The 19,256-nt window shown below is 66.8% G+C and carries 14 protein-coding genes and 1 tRNA gene; 7 read left to right on the forward strand and 8 right to left on the reverse strand.

Annotated features, from left to right (window positions below):
* Positions 1 to 22 precede the first annotated feature (22 nt).
* From EDM04_RS11805 to EDM04_RS11815, 3 genes are all read right to left on the reverse strand, one after another.
* Complete coding sequence (locus tag EDM04_RS11805) at positions 23 to 1,597, reverse strand: acetolactate synthase large subunit (protein ID WP_123622347.1); 1,575 nt, start codon at positions 1,595 to 1,597, stop codon at positions 23 to 25.
* Complete coding sequence (locus EDM04_RS11810) at positions 1,594 to 2,985, reverse strand: NAD-dependent succinate-semialdehyde dehydrogenase (RefSeq protein ID WP_123622349.1); 1,392 nt, start codon at positions 2,983 to 2,985, stop codon at positions 1,594 to 1,596. The genes EDM04_RS11805 and EDM04_RS11810 overlap by 4 nt, the downstream gene beginning before the upstream one ends.
* A gap of 696 nt (positions 2,986 to 3,681) precedes the next feature.
* On the reverse strand, positions 3,682 to 4,989 hold the full coding sequence (locus EDM04_RS11815) for a Glu/Leu/Phe/Val dehydrogenase (protein WP_123622352.1): 1,308 nt from the start codon (positions 4,987 to 4,989) through the stop codon (positions 3,682 to 3,684).
* A gap of 228 nt (positions 4,990 to 5,217) precedes the next feature.
* On the opposite strand from EDM04_RS11815, the gene EDM04_RS11820 reads away from it, so the two are divergent.
* Both EDM04_RS11820 and EDM04_RS11825 read left to right on the forward strand, forming a co-directional pair.
* Positions 5,218 to 5,682: a PH domain-containing protein gene (locus EDM04_RS11820; RefSeq protein ID WP_123622354.1), complete on the forward strand. Its 465-nt coding sequence runs from the start codon at positions 5,218 to 5,220 to the stop codon at positions 5,680 to 5,682.
* Positions 5,679 to 7,553: a PH domain-containing protein gene (locus EDM04_RS11825; protein ID WP_123622356.1), complete on the forward strand. Its 1,875-nt coding sequence runs from the start codon at positions 5,679 to 5,681 to the stop codon at positions 7,551 to 7,553. The genes EDM04_RS11820 and EDM04_RS11825 overlap by 4 nt, the downstream gene beginning before the upstream one ends.
* A 33-nt stretch (positions 7,554 to 7,586) precedes the next feature.
* Here EDM04_RS11825 and EDM04_RS11830 read toward each other — a convergent pair whose 3' ends face one another.
* The gene (locus EDM04_RS11830; protein WP_123622358.1) at positions 7,587 to 8,777 is read right to left on the reverse strand and encodes an acyl-CoA dehydrogenase family protein; all 1,191 of its coding nucleotides are present in this window, start codon (positions 8,775 to 8,777) and stop codon (positions 7,587 to 7,589) included.
* Positions 8,778 to 8,953: 176 nt separating this feature from the next.
* Between EDM04_RS11830 and EDM04_RS11835 the strand changes: the two genes are divergently transcribed.
* Positions 8,954 to 10,021: a phytoene/squalene synthase family protein gene (locus EDM04_RS11835; RefSeq protein ID WP_123622360.1), complete on the forward strand. Its 1,068-nt coding sequence runs from the start codon at positions 8,954 to 8,956 to the stop codon at positions 10,019 to 10,021.
* 53 nt (positions 10,022 to 10,074) lie between these two features.
* Here the strand turns inward: EDM04_RS11835 and EDM04_RS11840 are convergent, their stop codons facing one another.
* From EDM04_RS11840 to guaB, 3 genes are all read right to left on the reverse strand, one after another.
* Positions 10,075 to 12,042: a DEAD/DEAH box helicase gene (locus EDM04_RS11840; protein ID WP_123622362.1), complete on the reverse strand. Its 1,968-nt coding sequence runs from the start codon at positions 12,040 to 12,042 to the stop codon at positions 10,075 to 10,077.
* A 76-nt stretch (positions 12,043 to 12,118) separates the two neighbouring features.
* Entirely contained in the window at positions 12,119 to 12,706 is a 588-nt protein-coding gene (locus EDM04_RS11845) for a response regulator transcription factor (protein ID WP_123622364.1), read from the reverse strand.
* Between the two features lie 154 nt (positions 12,707 to 12,860).
* Positions 12,861 to 14,348: an IMP dehydrogenase gene (gene guaB / locus EDM04_RS11850; RefSeq protein WP_123622366.1), complete on the reverse strand. Its 1,488-nt coding sequence runs from the start codon at positions 14,346 to 14,348 to the stop codon at positions 12,861 to 12,863.
* 662 nt (positions 14,349 to 15,010) lie between these two features.
* Here guaB and EDM04_RS11860 point away from each other — a divergent pair.
* The 4 genes from EDM04_RS11860 to EDM04_RS11875 all read left to right on the forward strand — a co-directional run bounded on the left by EDM04_RS11860 (position 15,011) and on the right by EDM04_RS11875 (position 17,745).
* Positions 15,011 to 16,027: a DUF5794 domain-containing protein gene (locus EDM04_RS11860; protein ID WP_123622370.1), complete on the forward strand. Its 1,017-nt coding sequence runs from the start codon at positions 15,011 to 15,013 to the stop codon at positions 16,025 to 16,027.
* 96 nt (positions 16,028 to 16,123) lie between these two features.
* Complete coding sequence (locus EDM04_RS11865; protein ID WP_123622372.1) at positions 16,124 to 16,351, forward strand: DUF5795 family protein; 228 nt, start codon at positions 16,124 to 16,126, stop codon at positions 16,349 to 16,351.
* 133 nt (positions 16,352 to 16,484) lie between these two features.
* Positions 16,485 to 16,659, forward strand: a tRNA-Trp gene (locus EDM04_RS11870).
* Between the two features lie 255 nt (positions 16,660 to 16,914).
* Positions 16,915 to 17,745, forward strand: coding sequence for a DUF2971 domain-containing protein (locus tag EDM04_RS11875; RefSeq protein ID WP_123622374.1), 831 nt, complete (start codon positions 16,915 to 16,917; stop codon positions 17,743 to 17,745).
* A 108-nt stretch (positions 17,746 to 17,853) separates the two neighbouring features.
* On the opposite strand, the gene EDM04_RS11880 is transcribed toward EDM04_RS11875, so the two are convergent.
* Positions 17,854 to 18,891 (reverse strand): site-specific integrase, encoded by a 1,038-nt coding sequence (locus tag EDM04_RS11880; RefSeq protein ID WP_123622376.1) that lies wholly within the window; start codon positions 18,889 to 18,891, stop codon positions 17,854 to 17,856.
* Positions 18,892 to 19,256: the final 365 nt, after the last annotated feature.

Here is a 19,256-nt window from a genome sequence, read left to right on the forward strand (position 1 = left end):
CGTCGGCGATCGCACGGGCCCGTCAGACGGGGATCTCGACGAGCGCCATCTCGTCTCCGGGGACGACCTCGCGGAGCGTCGACTCGACTTCGCCCCACGTCTCGGGCCGGTACCCGTCGATCCCGAAGCTCTCCGCGAACGACCGGAAGTCGGGGTTCGTCAGTTCGGTCCCGAACTGCTCGCCCGTGTGCTCGCGCTGCTTCTCCGAGATGAGCCCGTAGTCGTCGTCGTTGAAGACGACGATCGTGAATCCCAGCCCGAGCCGCGTCGCGGTCTCGATCTCCGCGGCGTTCATCAGGAACCCCCCGTCGCCGGTCCCCACCACCACGTCGGCGTCGACGGCGAGGTCGGCCGCGACGCCGCCGGGAACGGCGATCCCCATGCTCGCGAGCCCGTTCGAGACGATGCAGGTGTTCGGCTCGTACGTGCGAAAGCCCTGCGCGATGGCCGCCTTGTGGCTCCCCACGTCGCAGATCAGGACGTCCTCGTCGGCCATCGCGTCCCGGAGGTACGGGAGCGATCTCGCCACCGAGAACGGGTCGTCCGGGTCGGGCTCGCGGGAGGCGGCGGCGGCGATCCGCTCGCGTCTGTCCTCGCACCACGACGGGGCCGTCACGCCGTCCAACCGCTCGCGGAGCCCGCGGAGCGTCGCCGAGATGTCCGCCACGATCTCGACGTCCGGGTTGTAGTGCTCGTACACCTCCGCCGGTTCGTGGTCGACGTGGACGATCGCCGTGTCGAGGTCGGGGTTCCACGACTTCGGGTCGTGCTCGGCGATGTCGTACCCGACCGCGAGGACGCAGTCGGCCCGCTCGATCGCGGCGGCCGCCTCCCCGTCAGGCCCGGACTCCAGCGTCATCAGCGACGCGTCGTGCCGGTCGGAGACCGCCCCCTTTCCCATGTACGTCGACGCGACCGGCGTGCCGACCCGTTCGACCAGCTCTCGGAGGCTGCCGGCGGCGGGAGTCCTGACGGCTCCGTTCCCGGCGAGCACCAGCGGCGCCTCGGCGTCCGAGACGAGGTCCGCCGCCCGGTCCAGCGAGGACCGGTCCGGGTCCGGGCGACACACCCGCCGACGGACGGAGAGCGGCTCCGCCTCGATCGCCTCGGCGGCCACGTCCTCGGGGAACTCGAGGTGGGTCGCGCCCGGCTTCTCGTACTCGGCCAGCTTGAACGCCTTCCGCACCGACTCGGGGACGGTCTCGGGCTCGGCGATCTGGCTGTTCCACTTGACCACCGGCTCGAACATCTGTACGATGTCCAGCGCCTGATGACTCTCCTTGTGCAGTCGCTCGCGCCCGCCCTGCCCCGTGATCGCCACCAGCGGCGACTTGTCGAGCTGGGCGTCGGCGACGCCGGTGACGAGGTTAGACGCTCCCGGCCCGAGCGTCGCCAGACAGACGCCGGCCCGTCCCGTCAACCGCCCGTGGACGTCGGCCATGAACGCCGCGCCCTGCTCGTGGCGCGTGGGGATGAACTCGACGTCGGAGTCTTCGAGCGAGAACAGCAGGTCCTCGAGCTCCTCGCCGGGCAGCCCGAAGACGTACTCGACGCCCTCCGCTTCGAGACACCGGACCAGCAGGTCGGAGGCCTTCATTCGACCACCGTTCCGTCTTCCGGTTCGTCGGCGAGCCAGACGGTCTTGCGGTTGACGAACTCCTTGATGCCGGCCTCGGAGAGCTCGCGGCCGTACCCCGAGATTCCGACCCCGCCGAAGGGGACCCGCGGGTCGGACTTCACGAGCTCGTTCACGTAGACGCAGCCGGCGTCGATCTGGCCGGCGAGCCGCTCGCCCCGGTCGCGGTCGGTCGTCCACACGCTCGCGCCCAGCCCGAACTCGGTGTCGTTGGCCTTCTCGACCGCGGCCGCCTCGTCGTCGACGCGGTACACCGCCGCCACCGGGCCGAACACTTCCTCCGTGTCCACGGGACACCCCTCCGGAACGTCGGCGAGCACCGTCGGCGGGTAGTACGCGCCCTCGCGGTCGAGCGGCTCGCCGCCGGTGACGAGCGTCGCCCCGGCCTCGACGCTGTCGCGCACCTGCTCGTGGACCTCCTCGAGCAGGTCCTGGCGGGCCTGCGGTCCCACGTCCGTCTCGGAGTCCTGCGGGTCGCCGACCGCGAGCGACTCGACGGCCTCCGCGAACCGGCCGAGGAACTCGTCGTACGCGTCGTCGACGACGACGAACCGCTTCGCGGCGATACACGACTGCCCGCCGTTCTGGTTGCGGGCCCACGCCCCGGTCGTCGCCGCGGCCTCCAGATCGGCGTCCGATAAGACGACGTACGGGTCGCTCCCGCCGAGCTCCAACACCGTCTTCTTCAGGTTCTCGCCGGCGGTCGCGGCGACGGCACGCCCCGCGCCCTCGCTCCCGGTGAGGGTCGCGGCGGTCACGCGGTCGTCGGCGACCACGTCCTCGACGCGGTCGGACGGGATCAGAAGCGACTGGAACACTCCCTCCGGGTAGCCCGCCTCGCGGAACACCTCCTCGATGGCGAGCGCGCACCCGGGGACGTTCGAGGCGTGTTTCAGCAGGCCGACGTTGCCCGCCGTGAGGTACGGCGCGGCGAACCGGAACACCTGCCAGAACGGGAAGTTCCACGGCATCACCGCCAACACGGGCCCCAGCGGTTCGTAGGCGGTCTTGACCGCCGTCCCCGGCGGGCTCGGGTGGTGCTCGGGTTCGAGGTAGGCGCTCGCGTGCTCGGCGTAGTGGTCGCAGGCCCGCGCGCACTTCTCGACCTCGGCCTCGGCCTGCGAGATCGGCTTGCCCATCTCCCGCGTTACCGTCTCGGCGTACTCGTCGGCGTTCTCTCGGAGCACCTCCCCCGCCGACGCGAGCAGTCGCTCCCGATCGGCGAGCGGGCGCTGTCTCCACGTCTCGAACGCCGCCGTCGCGGTCCCGAGCATCTCGTCGACGTCCGACGGCGAGTGCCCCTCGTACGATTCGATCACTTCGTCCGTCGCCGGATCGATCACGTCCATCACCGCACCGTTTGGTACACAGTGACTTAGTGTTCGGTACTGATCGATTCCGACCTGAACGATTTTCGAATATTTATGAAAGAAAAGTATTTTCTCAAGCTATCTGTACGATTATATGTTGGTAGCAGTTCGGTATTCATGGAGGTTACGCCGGTCTCGGATCGAACTATAGGTGACGGCTTTGTTGAAAGCCTGTTTAAGTGGCATATTGGCTTCGCTGTGGTCAATACGGCACAGCCATAATCGATAGCGGGAGTAGGTATTGCAGATCGGTGGTGGCGAATCAGTATTTAAAGGATCCGTGAGCGGCGGCGACGATCGCTTATAAAGAACAACGCGGTGGCGCGCCCCAGTGAGCGGCCGCCATCGGCGGCCGCGAACCGACGGTGCGAGGGAGTCGCTGGCGGCGACAGCCGCCAGCGACGAGGCTGGGGAGGCGGGAGGCTGTGCGGTCGGGTGGGACTCAAAGGGGCAGCCGCTGTGGGCGGCGCAGGCGACGTAAGCACCGCAACGAGGGAGCGAAGCGACTGAGTGAGGAGCGCAACGAGCGTGCGCCGCCCACAGCGGCTGGGGCTTTGGAGGTCGTCACCGCAGTGTCGCCGATCGCTTAAAAACAGCCGCCAGCAACACCGCTCGATCACGTATAAACAACCACTCTACAAGCGTGCTATACCCACTCCCGTTATCGATCGCCGTCTACGGGAACAGCCCGCGGTACTCGTGTGCGCTCGCGGTGCGTTCGAGCGCGAGCGTGTACGCCGCGGTCCGGAGGTCCGGCAGGTCCTTCTGGTCGTACTGCTCGATCGTCTGGTCGAAGGCCTTTCCGATGCGGCGCTCCAGCTCGGCGTTGACCGTCTCTAGCGGCCACGAGAACTCCTGTGCGTTCTGGACCCACTCGAGGTACGAGACGATGACCCCGCCGGCGTTCGCGAGGATGTCCGGGACGACCTGGATGTCCCGCTCCGTGAGCACCTCGTCGGCGGCGACCGTCGTCGGCCCGTTGGCGGCCTCGACGATCGCGGAGGCCCGCAGGTCGCGGACGTTCTCCGCGGTGATCACGCCCTCGACCGCGGCGGGGATCAGCACGTCGACGTCGAGGGTCAACAGCTCCTCGTTGGTGATCTGGTCGGGGTCGTCGTACTGGTTCCCCCCGCTGGTGCGCCGGTCCTCCAGCGTCGCCCGGGGCTCCCCGGCCACGTACTCCTCCATCAGCCCCCCGGCGTCGACGTGGGCGCCGAGCGCCGCTACGTCGAGCCCGTCGGGGTCGTAGGCGGCGCCGCTCACGTCGGAGGCGGCGACGACCCGCGCGCCGGACTCGTCGAGGAGCCGGGCCGCGTTCGACCCGACGTTGCCGAACCCCTGGACCGCGACGCTGGCGCCCGAGAGGTCGCGGTCGAGGTACTCGAAGAGCCGCTCGGTGACGATGGAGACGCCGCGGCCGGTCGCGGCGACGCGGCCCGGCGTCCCGCCGATCTCCAGCGGCTTCCCGGTGACGACCTGCGGGACGGAGTGGCCCTCGTACATCGAGTACGTGTCCATCATCCACGCCATCGTCTGCGGGTTCGTGTTCATGTCCGGCGCGGGAACGTCGGTCTCGGGGCCGATCATCCGACGGATCCCCTCGGTGTACCGCCGAGTGAGGCTCTCCAGGTCGTTTTTCGTCAGGTCCTTCGGCTCGCAGATGACGCCCCCCTTCGCGCCGCCGTACGGGAGGTCGACGAGCGCCGTCTTCCAGGTCATCCACCCGGCGAGCGCCTCGACCTCGCGCTGGGTGACCGACGGGTGGAACCGGACGCCACCTTTAAAAGGCCCCCGGGCGCTGTCGAACTGGCAGCGGTACCCCTCGAACACCTCGACCTCCCCGGAGTCGAGCTCCACCGGGAGGGTGACCTTGAGCGTGCGCTCCGGGTGTTTGAGCCGCTCGAAGATACCGTGGTCCACGTCGGCGTACTCCTCCGCGCGGTCCATCTGTGCGAGCATGTTCTCGAACGGGTCGTCCGCCATGATCGGCCCGACTCGGCCCCGGGTGATATCGGTTTCGGCAATTATGGCCTATGACAGAAATTAACAGGCACGATCAGTCGGCGGGGCGGTCCTCCGCCGGCGGGGGGAAACCGCGCATCGAGGGCGGCGCCGCGACGACTGTCGACGCCCGTCGCTTTCGACCGGACTTATACGTCGGCCCCGAGAACGACGGTCCATGACACTCGGACGTTCGCCGGGGGTGCGTCGATGACGACACAGACGCTCCATCCCCGCGTTCAGGTCGTGTGGGTCCTCCGTGCGGTCCTCATCGCCGCGGTGGTGACGGCGCCGTTCGCCGGCGCGGTGTACTTCGATCGGCTCCCGGAGTGGGTGCCGATCGCCGTCGGGGCGGTCCTCCTCTCGCTGGGCGTGGCGCACGCGCTCCTCCGGTACCGCCGCTGGAGCTACGAGATCCGGGAGGACGCGCTGTACCTCGACCGCGGCGTGGTCACGCAGGTCCGGACGACGGTGCCGCTGGTGCGGATCCAGCACGTCGACTCCCGGCGCGGTCCCGTCGAACGCGGCGTCGGACTCGCCTCCTGCGTGGTGTACACGGCCGGCTCCCGCGGCGCGGACGTTCGGATCCCGGGGCTAACACCCGAGGGGGCGAGCGATCTCCGCGAGGAGCTGAAGCGACTGGCCATCCGCGCGGACGGGGAGGACGCGGTGTGAAGCTCGCGCCCCAGTCGGTCCCGTACCGCGCGCTCCAGAAGGTGTCCGGGATCGTCGTGATCCTCTTTTTCGTCGTGAACAACAATCCCGACTGGGGGTTCGCGGTCGCGGCCGGCGTCGCCGGCGCGGTCGTCCTCGCCGCGGTCGGGTACGAGGTCGCGTACTACCGCCGGTTCGACTACGAGCTGACCGACGACACCCTCGACATCTCCTCCGGCGTGATATCGCGGCGCGAGCGGGAGATCCCCTACCGCCGGATCCAGAACGTCGACGTGAGCCGGAGCGTGATCCAGCGCGCGATCGGCGTCGCCGCGGTCGACTTAGAGACCGCCGGCGGCTCCAGCACCGAGGGATCGATCCGCTTTGTCACCCCCGACGAGGCGACCCGGCTCCAGCGCGAGGTCCAGCGTCGGAAGGCGGCCGGATCGGCCGGATCGGCCAGAGCGGGCGACGAAGACGCGGGTCGAGCCGGAAGCGGTGCCGGAACCGGAGCGGGTGTCGGGGCGGACCGCGTCGGCCCCGACGAGGAGGAGCTGTTCGCGATCTCGCCGGGCGAGCTCGCCCTCGTGGGCGCCCTCTCGTTCGACGGGCGGCTCATCGGCCTGCTGGCCTTCCTGAGCTCCGGGTCGGTTCCCGTCCTCTCCAGCTTCATCCCGGACGCGTCGGCGGTCGCGCTCACCGCGACCGCGATCGTCGGCGTCGGCGGGCTGTTCCTCGTGTCGTGGGTGCTCGGCGCGGGAGTGGCCTTCACGAACTACTACGGGTTCCGTCTCTCCCGCGCCGGCGACGAGCTCCGGTACGAGCGCGGGCTGTTCCGCCGGTACAGCGGCTCGATCCCGACCGAGAAGGTGCAGGCGCTCCGGATCGCCGACAACCCGGCGAAGCGCGCGCTCGGCTACGCGAGCCTCTCGATCGAGACCGCCGGCTACGCCCCCGGACAGGGCGGCGAGCAGGGGAGTCAGGCGGCCGTCCCGATCGCGACCACCGACCGGGTGTACCGGCTGGCGCGCGAGGTCGAGTCGTTCGGCGACCCGCAATTTAACCGCCCCCCGAAGCGGATCCGGTGGCGGTACGCGTTCCGGTACGCCATCGTCGTCGGCGTCCTCGTCGCGATCGCGTTCGGGATCGAGTGGTTCCTCGGCGCGGGCCTCCCGTGGTACGCCCCGGCCGCGCTCCTGCTCGCGGTTCCGCCGGCCGCGCACCTGAAGTGGAGACACCGCGGCTACTGGCTCGGCGAGGACCACCTCCTCACCCGGAACGGGTTCTGGAGCCGCACGGTGACCGTCGTGCCGTACTACCGGATCCAGAACGTCATCGACGCCCGGACCGTCTTCCAGCGCCGCTGGGACGTGGCGACGATCGTCGCCGACACCGCCGGCGGCGGCTCCATCGCCGGCAGCGACGCCGCCGCCGTCGACTTCGCGACCGACGAGGCCGTCGACCTCCGGGAGACGCTCCGCGAGCGGCTTCGGATCGCCGTCGCGGAGCACCGCGATCGCCGGGACCGGTTCGAGTGGTTCGACGGCGACGCGGAGGGTGCCGACCCAGTCGACGAACAGACCGGTGAGGCCGACGAGCCGACCTCCGACACGAACGACGGGGAACGCTCTGACGATGGAGGCGAGAGCGGCGAGAGCGGCGAGCGCGACGAGGACCGGTCTGACACCCCGGACGACGGCGTGATCCGCCCCGACTTCTCGGGGAGCGATCGGGACTACTCCGAGCCGGCGGAACGGATCGACACCGGCGACTACGCGGTGGACCGCAATCCGTCGGACGTGGGTGGAACGAGTGAGAGCGGAGACGGGGATGAGGACAATGACAGTAGTGACGACGAGAAAGCGGAAGACGCGGACGACGACGAGAAATAACACTCTGCCGCGTTGCCTCCCGCTCGCGTCGCCCTATTCGTCGAGGAGCTTCTGAGCGATCGTGTTCCGGAGCACTTCGCTCGTCCCCTCGTAAATCTCGTTCAGCTTCGCGTCGCGGTAGAACCGCTCCGCCGGGAAGTCCTTCGTGTAGCCGTAGCCGCCGTGGATCTGGATCCCCTCGTTGGCGACCTCCCGTGAGATCTCGGAGGCGTACAGCTTCGCCTGCGCGGCCTCCTTGACGAAGTCCTCGCCGCGCATCTTCAGATCGGCCGCCTCGTGCATCAACAGCTCGGCGGCGCGGACCTTCGTGTCCATGTCGGCGAGCTTGTGCTGGATCGCCTGGAAGTCCGAAATGGGGCGATCGAACTGCTCGCGCTCCTGCGCGTACTCGGTCGCCTCGTCGAGGGCGGCGCGGGCGATCCCGACCGAGCGCGCCGCGATGGTGATCCGGCCGCCGTTCAGCGTCTTCAGCGCCTGCACGAACCCCTCGCCCTCCTCGCCGAGCCGGCGCTCCTCGGGGATCCACATGTCGTCGAACCGGAGCTCGGCGGTCGGACACCCCTTGTCGCCGAGCTTGTCCTCCGTCCCCTCAACGACGAACCCGTCGTCCTCCTCCGGCCGAACGACGAACGAGGAGATCCCCTTCCGCCCCGCGTCGGGATCTGTCTTCGCGAACAGCGTGACCGTGTCGGCGACTGAGCCGTTCGAGATCCAGAGCTTCCCGCCGTCGACGACGTAGCCGTCGCCGTCGCGCTCCGCGGCTACGCCGCTCCGCTTCGAGGCGCTCCGCGCCTCGCGTTCCGCGGTGGTCGACATCGCGGGCACGTCGGAGCCGGCCTCTGCCTCCGAGAGCGCGAAGGCACCGATGTCCTCGCCGGTGTTCAGGGCGGTGAGGTACTCCTCCTTCTGTTCCTCGTCGCCGAACTCGTAGAGCATGTTGCCCGCGAGCGACGTGTGGGCGGCGACGACCGTCCCGAGCCCGCCGGAGCCGCGCGCGATCTCCGAGAGCCCGATCGCGTAGCTGTGGTAGTCGAGCCCCGCTCCCTCGTACTCGACCGGGAACGGCATTCCCATCAGTCCCAACTCCGCCATCTCGCCGATGAGATCGGCCGGGAACTCGTCGGTCTCGTCGATCTCGGCGGCCCGCGGGACCACCTCCTCGTCGACGAACTCCGCGACCGTGTCCCGGATCTGACGCTGCTCTCCGGAGAGAGTGAAGTCCATGATCGCGGGTGTCCGCACGGCAACTTAGCCGTTTCCACACGGTTGTACACGGGTCCGGCGTTGGGGGGACGAGGTCGGGCAGAAAGCGGACGCCGCGAAGCCGTGTTCGACCGTGCGAGCGCCCCCGTCGTTCCACGAGGCTTTTTATGCGTTGTGCCGTAAGTGTCCGTAACCGAATGAGCGGACGTGAACACGGTCCCGTCAATCCCGACCTCGAGTGGTGCCACGAGGCGGTTCAGGGCGTCTCTCGGACCTTTGCGCTAACGGTCGACGTGTTGGAGGAGCCGATGGCTTCGCAGATCTGCGTGGGGTACCTCCTCTGTCGGGTCGCCGACACCGTCGAGGACGCCGGGCACATCCCCCCCGAGGCCCAGAGCGGCGTGTTGCGGACGTATCGACGGGCGATCGACCCCGACGACGGGACGGACATCGCGGCGTTCCGCGAGGCGGTCGACGAGTGGCTTCCGGCCCCCGCGGAGCGCGACGACGACTGGGAGGTCGTCGCCGAGGCCCCGACGATCGTGGCGACGTTCGCGGAGTTCGAGCCCGAGGCCCGCGAGGCGATCGTCCCGCCCGTCCTGGAGATGGTCGACGGGATGGCGATGTTCGTCGACCGCCACGCCACCGAGGGCGGGCTCCGCATCGACGACCGCGACGAGTTAGAACAGTACTGCTACTACGCCGCGGGGACGGTCGGCAACCTCATCACGAATCTGCTCACCCGCGGCGACGTCACGGAGGACCGCGCGCGGCGGCTGCGCGACACCGCCGAGGAGTTCGGACTCCTCCTCCAGCTCGTGAACGTCTCGAAGGACGTGTACGACGACTACACCGAGGAGAACAACGTCTACCTCCCCGCCGAGTGGCTCGCCGACGAGGGGGTCGAACAGGAGCGCGTCGTCCACCCCGAAAACCGCGAGTCGTCCGCCCGCGTGGTCGACCGGACCGCAGAGTACGCCCGCTCGTTCCTCGACGACGCGCAGGCGTACTTAGAGACGATGCCGCTCTCGAACGGGAACACGATGGAGGCGTGGACAGTCCCGTACCTGCTCGCGGTCGGCACCCTCCGCGAGCTCAGCTCCCGGCCCGAGGACGCGCTCACCGAGACCGGCGTGAAGATCTCCCGTCAGGAGGTGTTCGCGGTGATGTCCGTCGCCAACGACGCGGGCCGCGACTCCCTCGCGGAACTCCGGAAGACGATCGCCCGAACTCCCTTCCACCGGGCCGTCGAGCCCGCGGACTGACCGGCGTTCTCTCTGCCCTCATCCCTCTCCGTCTCTCTCGCTCCTCCCGCCTGTCACAGCCGCGAGCGCGCCCTCGTGATCGCCGGCACGCGCACCCCGATCGTCTCGGCGAGCGCCTCGGCCGCGCTCAACAGCCACTCGGCGCGCTCGATCCGGGAGTCGAGGTCGCCCGGCCCGATCCGGTACGACTCCACCAGCTCCTCGACTGTCGCGCCGCCGATCCACTCGTCGAGGATCCGCGCCGTCTTCACCGACTCAAGCCACTCCTCGAAGTCGTCCGTCTCGTCCATCGCGGTCGTCAGCGCGCCCGCGTTCGCCCGCGCGAACCGGTAGATCTCGGCGCGCTCCGCGTTGCCGAGGTAGGTGTCCTGCATGTCGGGGGTGTCGCAGATCACCTCGAAGACGGTGAGCGTCGTCGCGTTCGGCATTCCCGCGGCGATCCGGAGCCCGGAAACGACCCGCTCGGCGGTCTCCGGCCTGACGTACTGCTTCGACGCGGTCTCGCCGACGGGCGTGGCGACCAGCCGGTACGCCTCGACGCCGCCCTCGCCCGTCTCCCGGCGGATCAGTCCGGCCGCCACGAGGTCGTCGACCGCGACGGCGACGGCGTCGGCCAGCCCGCCGGCGCCGGCCTCGCGGGCGTAGAAGGTCCCCTCGAACACGTCGAGGATCTCGGCCTCGGTCTCGGCGAACCCGGTCGCGACCGCCGAGAGGACGTGGGTCCGCAGCGACGCGGGGTCGGCGAGCTTCGACTCGACGGCCTCCGGCTCCCCCTCGACGTACCGCTCGACGAGCTCGGCCTCGGTGTCCGCGTCGCCGACGAGCACGGCCTCGCCGTACGGGTCGAGGCCGGGGCGGCCGGCGCGCCCGCACATCTGGTGGACCTCGAGCGTCGGGAGCCACTCCATCGCCGACCCCTCGTACCGCTTCTGGTCGCGGACCACGACCCGCCGCGCGGGGACGTTGACGCCGGCGGCCAGCGTCGGCGTCGCACAGATACAGGCGAGCTCGCGGTCGCGGAACGCCTCCTCGACGACCGCGCGGTGGCCGGCTCGTAGCCCGGCGTGGTGGAACGCCACGCCGGACCGCAGGCAGTCGGCCAGCTGCCGACCGGTCGCGGTGCCGTCCACGTCGGCCGCCTCGTCGCCCGCGGTCGCGGCGGCCGACTCGACCCCGAGACGCTCGGCGAGCCCGTCGTCTGCGAGCCGCTCGGCCAGCGCGACCGCTTCGGTCCGTGACCGGACGAACGCGAGACACTGACCGCCCCGATCGACCGCGTCGGCGACGAGGGCGGCGGTGACCTCGGTGTCGTCGGGATCGCCGTCGTCACTGCTCTCGTCGCTGTCCTCGTTCCCGATCTCGACCGCTATCGCCGTCCCGTCGTCGAACGTCACGTCCCCGCCGACGGCGACTCCGGTGCGGAGGTCGACCGGCCGCCACTCGGACTCCACGAGCGTCGCGTCCAGCCACTCCGCGATCGCCTCCGGGTTGTCGACGGTCGCCGACAGCGCGACCACCTGTAGATCCGGATTCCGGCGACGGAGCGTCGCGAGGGTCACTTCGAGGGTCGGGCCGCGGCGCTCGGCGCCGAGGAGGTGGACCTCGTCGACGGCGACGCAGGCGAGCTCGTCGACCCACGACGCGCCGTTGCGGATCGCGGAGTCGACCTTCTCGCTCGTGGCGACCAACACGTCGTTGCCCGCGAGCGCCTCGCCGGACGCGTCGAAGTCCCCGGTCGAGATGGCGGCGTCGACCCCGGGCAGCGCCGCGAACGCCTCGTACTTCTCGCGGGCGAGCGCGCGGAGCGGACAGACGTACAGTCCGGGGCCGTCGGCGGTCAAAAGCGCCAGCTCGGCGACGAACGTCTTCCCCGAGGCGGTCGGCACCGCGGCGACGACGTTCTCGCCCTCGCAGACGCCGGCGTCGACCGCGGCCGCCTGCGGCGGGTACAGCTCGCGGATCCCCCGGTCTGCGAAGTGGTCGACGAACCGCTCCGACAGCGGGAGGTCGCGGACGCGCATTGGATACCTCCTTCGGCGGGAACGCATTTAAAAAGTCGCGCGGAGCGGCGTCACCGGTCTTCGACCGGCGTCGCCCTCACTCGCCCGCGTCGAACTCCTGGAACAGCTTCTCGAAGTCGTCGTCGTCCTCGGTCACCGCCTCCAGCGACTGATCGGCCCGCGACCGGAGCTCCCCGATCCGGTCGGTGAGCCGCTGGTACTCCTCGTGGTCGGCGAGCTCGGTGGCGCTCTTCTCGGTCTCCAGCATCGCCTTCTTCGAGGTCAGCGAGAACAGCTCCTGCATCTCGGTGTCGTACTCCCCGCGGCGGAGCAGTCCCTCGACGGTCTCGCGGAGGGTGTCGCTGGTGACCGGCTTCACGAGGTAGTCGTCGAACCCCATCTTCAGGATGTCGAAGTCGGGTTCGACCGCGGTCACCATCGCGACCCGGCAGTCGACGCCGCGCTCGCGGACCGCGGAGAGGACCTCGTCGCCGGAGAGCCCCGGCATCCGACGATCTAACAGTATCGCGTCTACTCCGTCGTCGACCTCGTCGAGCTCGTCTAACGCCTCCTGACCCCCGTACGCGGTCCGGACTCGATACTCGTCGCCGAGCCACGCGGCGTACAGGTCGGCCAAGTCTGGTTCGTCCTCAACCACGAGGACGAGCGGCGATTGCTCACTCATGGATTCTCGGAGCGACGACGTGTTCGCTCACACGTTTCGTCTCTGCGCGGACTATATTAAAATACCTCTTCGGGCCCGCGTCACCGGTTCCGGGACCGGGTCGTGATCGCTCCGGGACCGGGTCGAACCCCCGGACCGAGCGGTTCCCGCCGCGTCACTCGTTCGGGCTGTAGTTGGGCGCCTCGTCGGTGATCATCACGTCGTGCGGGTGGCCCTCCGTCTGGCCGGCGCTGGAGACGCGGACGAACTCGGCGCGCTCGTGGAGCTCCGGGACCGTCTCGGCGCCGACGTACCCCATACCGGAGCAGATACCGCCCGTGAGCTGGTGGAGCTCGGAGGCGAGGCTCCCCTTGTACGGGGTCGCGGCCTCGACGCCCTCCGGGACGAACTCCTCGTCTTCGTCCTCCTCCTTGAGGTAGCGGTCGCCGCCGCCAGACTTCATCGCGCCGACCGAGCCCATCCCGCGGTACTGCTTGTACTTTTTCCCCTGCATCGTGATGACGCGGCCCGGCGCCTCGTCGGTGCCGGCGAAGTACGAGCCCAGCATGACCGCGTTCGCGCCCGCGGCGAGCGCCTTGATCGCGTCGCCGGAGTAGCGGATCCCGCCGTCGGCGATCACCGGCACGCCGTGTTCGGCGGCCACGTCGGCCACCTGCGAGACGGCGGTCATCTGGGGCATCCCCGCGCCGCTCACGACGCGAGTGGTGCAGATCGAGCCCGGACCGATGCCGACTTTCAGCCCGTCCGCGAAGTCGACGGCGGCCTCGGCGGCCTCGCGCGTCCCGACGTTGCCGACGACCACGTCGGCGTCGACCGTCTCTTTGATCGCCCGCGCCGAGTCGAGCACGTTGAGGTTGTGGGCGTGCGCGCAGTCGATGAAGATCACGTCGACGTCGGCCTCGTCGGCCGCGACGGCGCGCTCCTCCTCGAAGGGCCCGACCGCGACGCCGGCGAGCAGGCGCCCGTCCTCGTCGCGGGCGGCCTCCTCGTGCTCGCGGCGCTGGAGGATTCCCTGCATCGTGACGAGCCCGACGAGCCGCTCGGCGTCGTCGACGATCGGGACGCGCTCGATCTTGTGGTCGTACATCAGCTCCAGCGCCTCGCGGGCGTCGACGTCCTCGGGCGCGGTGATGACCTCGTCGGTCATGGCCTCGCTGACGTCGTCGTCCTCGCCGACCTCGAGGTAGGGGCGGATGTCGGTGCCCGAGATGATCCCGAGGACCGCGTCGTCCCCGTCGACGACCGGGGCGCCGGAGACGCCCTGCCGCTCCATCACGGCGTCGGCCTCGCGGACCGTGTCGTCGGGCGAGACGGTCACGACGTTCTCGCGTCGGATGACCAGCTCGTGTGCGCGCTTGACGCGCTCGACCTCTTCGGCCGTCTCCTCGACGGTCATGTTGCGGTGGAGGACGCCGAGCCCGCCCTCGCGGGCCATCGCGATCGCGAGGTCGCTCTCGGTCACCGTGTCCATCGCCGCCGAGAGGACCGGGACCGTGAGCTCGACGTTCTTCGAGACGCGCGCCGAGAGGTCCGCGTCGTCGGGCTCGACGCGGCTCTCCTTGGGTTTTAAGAGCACGTCGTCGAACGTCAACGCTTCCGGGACGTCGAGTTTCGCCGAGAATCGGCCGGAGTCTGTCGCCATATAAACCGTCGTGAGTCGCCGATAAAAAGCGTTGCGAGTCATCACGGACGTGTACGTCGTTGTCATCCAGATCCACGTAATATGCAAAATTGTGGATCGATTTTGGATCGAATCGCGCTGTTCGCCGAGACGACAACCTCGGGAGTCGCCGTCGCTCCAGTACCTTCGCGGTACCGTCGACGAGTAGCTACCTGTCCGATGGAAAACCGATCGTTCGTCCGAATTTCATCCGATAGTAGCCGGGTCGCTACGTCTTTGTGACCCAGCCGATCGACGCGACGAAAACCGCACACGGATCGGTCACCGAGCTCGGGGTGACTTCGAAGAATTATCAGCTATTTCGTTCTTCCGTCGTCATATCTCTGACGCGCTTATAAATAGCGTGTACGAACTACTCGTTCCATGCGGGCACGTCTCACACAACCTTTAACGCAACCGAAATTGATATATGGTGTATGGACTCCGACAGTCCCGTGAACGCGCGCATCGCCGGCCAGCCGATTCCCAACCTCGGCGCCCGCTTTACAGCCGGCAATCCGCGCAAACGCTTTACATGGGCTCGTCGGGCCGCTCGCGGATTCGACTCCGTATGCCGGGCCCTCGGCTATCGCGGGTCGTCCGCTTCCTACCGTGTACCCGTCGGTCAGGGGCATCGTCCCTGAATGAGCGTCTCACGTCACCCGATCGCCCTCCGGCTGGAGCAGCGAGTCGGGAGCGCGACGAAGCTGCTCGCGACGGTGATGGTACTGCCGCTCGTCGACGGGATCTTCCCCGCCCTAGTCGTCGCCGGCGTCCTGACGACCGCGACGGGCGTGATCGAGACGGGTATCCTTATCTTCGGCGGCTCGGCGACCGCCGCGGTGATCCTCGCGGAGATGGACGGCAGCCGCCGGCAGATGGCCGGGTCGGTGCTGCTGATCGGCGCGATCATCGTCCCGCTCGCCGCGCTGGAGGCCGCCTTCGCTCCCACGTTCAGGGGGTTCCTGAACCTCCCCGTCTTCGAGCGCTTCGCCGGGCTGGTGATCCTCACGATCGCCGCCAAGACCGCGAGCTCGGAGATCGGCGAGTACCTGCCGAGCCCCGGCGTCATCATCGCGCTCGGACTCGTCGCCAGCTTCGACCCGTCCGGGTTCGTCATCCGGACCTCTCCCGAGTACGTGCTCAACGGCGCTGCCGCGGCCGGCGTCGGCGTCGGATTCGCGCTGGCGATCGCGCTGCTGTCGCCGCACCTCCGCGGGCGCGTGGACATCGACCGGTTCCGGTTCGGCTCCGCCGTCGCGCTGGGCGTGCTCGCGCTACCGATCCTGCTCGGCCCCTTCGACCTCATGCAGACCGAGGCGCCCATCGCGCTGGCGGTGCTCGGCGTGACGACGCTGTTCGCCTACGACCCGAACGCCGGGCCGGCCGACGGTCTCGCGGACGACGGAACCGGCGACGACCCCGACGACGCCGGCGCCGAGGCCGGCGCGAACGTCGCGGACGATGTCGACGACGACGCGGAGAGCGGCGAGGACGCGGAGCAGTCCGCGCCCCCGCTCGACGCGCCGACCGCCCCCGGCCCCATCGTCGACGACGACGTGGCGGTGATGGCCAACGGCGGCGACCCCTCGACTGCGAGCGACGACGGAGACGGGACGGACCCCTTCGCGGACGACGACTCCCGAGCGCCGTGGCTGTAGGCGCCGACTGACGCGGCGAGCCGGACGCGGTCGACGGGAACCGTTCCCCGCCCCGCGTGTCGCCGGGGTTTAGGTGCTCGGCGGTGTACGACGGGTATGTCAAATCGCGTCGTGCAGGGGCGGATGGTGACGCCCGAGAAGCTCGCGGAGCTCGTCGAGGGCGAGTCGATCCTCGAGGCCGAATCGATCGCGGACGCCGACCGCGACTGCCCGGAGTGCGGCGGCGACGTCATCACCGTCGGCTACATGCCGAGCGTCACCGAGTTCGTCACCGGCTACAAGTGCCAGGAGTGCGACTGGAGCGCCGACGACCGGGAGGAGTGAGCCCGCGGCGTCGCCGTCACTCTCTCGCCTCGTTCCGTCTCGCCCCGCCTCGATCGGCCGTTCCGTCGGCCGATCGCTCGCGATCGAAACCCCTTTATCCGCGTTTCGGCAACCAACTGATGCGAGATCACGCGGGGCTGTGGCCAAGCCAGGCATGGCGACTGACTCCAGAGGCTTGCGCCCGGGACGACACTCCAGACTGATATACCGAGCGGCCGACTGATCATCGGCCGTGTTGACGACCCTCTGGAGTTCCGAGGCGCACCGGAGATATCAGTCGATCGGGGGTTCAAATCCCTCCGGCCCCATACCCTTCCTTTCAAACCCTAAAACCACCAGACGCCAGTATCTCGGTATTCTGAGCGTACTCTGTACTACTGGTTTCAGCGTTGATTTGAGTGGGTAATGGGTACAGCCACCACGCTGTATGGCGATCATTTCGATGCACGTTGTGAGCAATAGTTGCGACATTTAGGAGGGATGGAGTCTCCCCCGCTCGATGAAGTAATACGCTTGATTTGGCAAAGACCCTTATTCTCGGTACGTATAAATGCCTGATAGAGATGGGAACTGATAACGAGAATGAACAAGAATCACGCTCTTGGAGCCCACAACTTCCGAATTATGACACTCCTGCTTGGAGATATCTTGACTTCACACAATTAATTTCAATTCTTGAACGTCAATCTCTCTGGTTCAATCGAGCAGACCTATTTGAAGACCCATTAGAAGGATCTCTATCTAGGGCTAATGTTGAAACGAGAGAGATTCGATATGAGGACACAGAGATTCCTCCGTCGGTTCTCGAAACTTTGTCTCAGGCGGCTCGACAACACCGGAAAACCACGTATCTGAGCTGTTGGCATCTCAATAATTATGAATCAGCGGCGATGTGGGAGCAGTATTCTACTAACGAACAAGGAATCGCTATCCAGACAACTGTTGGTGATTTGATAAAATCTTTGACTGATAAGCCCGGTGTTTTCATGAGTGGCGAAGATACGCCTGATGATGCAGATAAAATTGATAGAACAATCACCTTTGGAAAGGTACAGTATATCGACTATGACCGACAGTTGATGCCAGAATCCAATTTATATGCTCCTCTATTTTTTAAACGACTTAGCTTTGAACACGAACGAGAATTTCGAGCCGCATTCTCCAAACACTTTGAAAAATTGCGAGAAAGTGATGAAGCCGATTTCATGCATAATTCTAGTGAGAACCCCGCGGGAGTGTATGTTGACGTGAACCTTGAGAAACTCATTGACACTCTCTATATTTCACCAACCTCCCCGGAGTGGTTTTCAGAACAAGTTGAATTAATCAAAGAAAGGTATGGTATTGAATGCGACATTCAAAAATCATCGTTAGATGAAGATCCAGTCTTCTAAGTCCAACTCACCAGATTTGTTCTACTACTGATGACCGTGTTTCTGAACCCGGGTACAGATATGTATCTCGCATACCATTATTAACAGGTGGTGAGAGATTGGTATTTGTTATAACAAGTCGATGTACTCCTTCCGACCTTCTCGCTCTTGTTCCTTCGTTCGGGCGTCGTAGTGTTTGTCCAAGACGGCGACAGACACATCGACTCGTTCACTCAATTTTTCCTTCGGCCAGCCACGGTTGATGTGATAGGTGATCGAACCGCGACGGATGGGATGAAGTGAGACAGACGATGGACAGCTCGGTGCCTGATCGACGGATTGGGCGGCCTCACAGTCGTTGATCACTCGGTCGTGGGGGCAGTTGTTCGTCAGAACGCACGGACGGGTGATCGGCACGAGCGTTTTGTACGCCCGTTGGCGAGGTACTCGGCTATTGATCGTCGTGAACAACGGATCGCGCCCGTAGTCGTCCTCGACGTTTTCCCGCTTCCCCTCGATGTAGTCAACCAGTGTTTTTCGCAACGCCTCTGAGATCGTCACGTCGCGCTCACCCGAGTTTCCGTTCTTCAATGCGGTTCCCGCGGACTTCCGATTTCGGAACTGGAGGATCGACTTTTCCCGAGTTTGTACGAAGTCGTTCTTGTCCAGAGCGAGCGCGCCGCTGATGCGACAGCCGGTATGCCACAACGTGTGAAACAGGGCGTGATTCCGACTCCCGTACTCGTAGGTCTTCAGATACCGGAGTACGTCCTCGGCGTGATCGAGTCGGAGCGTGTCGTCACTCCGCGCCTGTTCATTCGAGAGGTTTGGCACGGTCATTTTGTCGGCCAATCCCTGCTCGACCAGATCGACGGATTCGCACCAGCGAACGAAGACGCGGAGGTGCTTCACGTTGTTGTGGAGCGTGACGATCTTGATGTTCTCACTCCGGCGCTGTTGCTTCCAACTCTCGATGACGTACCCGGATATGTCTCCCGTCGTTTCGATCTCGTGTTCCTCGCAGAACTCGATGAAGTGTTTCGTGGGGAATCGGTACGCACGAACGGTTGAGTCTTTGACGACGCCCTTCTTGGAGGCGAGGAACTGTCGTCGTGCTTGCCGCGGCGATACGATCTCGTCAACGTCCTCGTTTGGGTTGGGATTCATTGGCATCCTCAACCGCAACACGGTGACGACCGTCGGGGGAGTTCTCCGCGCACCCGTCGAATATCAGCATTCGCGGTGCGGTAGCCGGTGGATGCTGTATTCGTTGCGTACAGCATCTGCCACCGGCGAGGGGGTTCATAATCCCTCCGGCCCCATAGCGTTTTTTGCTCTATCTCATCATTTCCGAGAGGTGTCTATTCGACGATCAGGTCGTCGCGATGGTCGACGGCCGCCCGGAAGAGCTCCTCGAGCTCGTCGTCACGGAGCCGCACTTTGTACTGGTCCGTCTTCTCGGTCGCTTCGAGGCGCATGGGACATTCTCTAACAAGGTCACACAAAAGGCGGCAGAATCCACGGACCGACCG

It is taken from the genome of Halorubrum sp. CSM-61 (genome assembly GCF_003781945.1).
GTDB lineage: Archaea > Halobacteriota > Halobacteria > Halobacteriales > Haloferacaceae > Halorubrum.

What these genes read in the sequence shown, in the direction of transcription:
- EDM04_RS11805 (WP_123622347.1), bottom strand. Translation starts at nt 1,597, where the DNA reads ATGAAGGCCTCCGACCTGCTGGTCCGGTGTCTCGAAGCGGAGGGCGTC.
- EDM04_RS11810 (WP_123622349.1), bottom strand. Translation starts at nt 2,985, where the DNA reads ATGGACGTGATCGATCCGGCGACGGACGAAGTGATCGAATCGTACGAG.
- EDM04_RS11815 (WP_123622352.1), bottom strand. Translation starts at nt 4,989, where the DNA reads ATGGCGGACGACCCGTTCGAGAACATGCTCGCACAGATGGACCGCGCG.
- EDM04_RS11820 (WP_123622354.1), top strand. Translation starts at nt 5,218, where the DNA reads ATGACGACACAGACGCTCCATCCCCGCGTTCAGGTCGTGTGGGTCCTC.
- EDM04_RS11830 (WP_123622358.1), bottom strand. Translation starts at nt 8,777, where the DNA reads ATGGACTTCACTCTCTCCGGAGAGCAGCGTCAGATCCGGGACACGGTC.
- EDM04_RS11835 (WP_123622360.1), top strand. Translation starts at nt 8,954, where the DNA reads ATGAGCGGACGTGAACACGGTCCCGTCAATCCCGACCTCGAGTGGTGC.
- EDM04_RS11840 (WP_123622362.1), bottom strand. Translation starts at nt 12,042, where the DNA reads ATGCGCGTCCGCGACCTCCCGCTGTCGGAGCGGTTCGTCGACCACTTC.
- EDM04_RS11845 (WP_123622364.1), bottom strand. Translation starts at nt 12,706, where the DNA reads ATGAGTGAGCAATCGCCGCTCGTCCTCGTGGTTGAGGACGAACCAGAC.
- guaB (WP_123622366.1), bottom strand. Translation starts at nt 14,348, where the DNA reads ATGGCGACAGACTCCGGCCGATTCTCGGCGAAACTCGACGTCCCGGAA.
- EDM04_RS11860 (WP_123622370.1), top strand. Translation starts at nt 15,011, where the DNA reads ATGAGCGTCTCACGTCACCCGATCGCCCTCCGGCTGGAGCAGCGAGTC.
- EDM04_RS11865 (WP_123622372.1), top strand. Translation starts at nt 16,124, where the DNA reads ATGTCAAATCGCGTCGTGCAGGGGCGGATGGTGACGCCCGAGAAGCTC.
- EDM04_RS11875 (WP_123622374.1), top strand. Translation starts at nt 16,915, where the DNA reads ATGGGAACTGATAACGAGAATGAACAAGAATCACGCTCTTGGAGCCCA.
- EDM04_RS11880 (WP_123622376.1), bottom strand. Translation starts at nt 18,891, where the DNA reads ATGAATCCCAACCCAAACGAGGACGTTGACGAGATCGTATCGCCGCGG.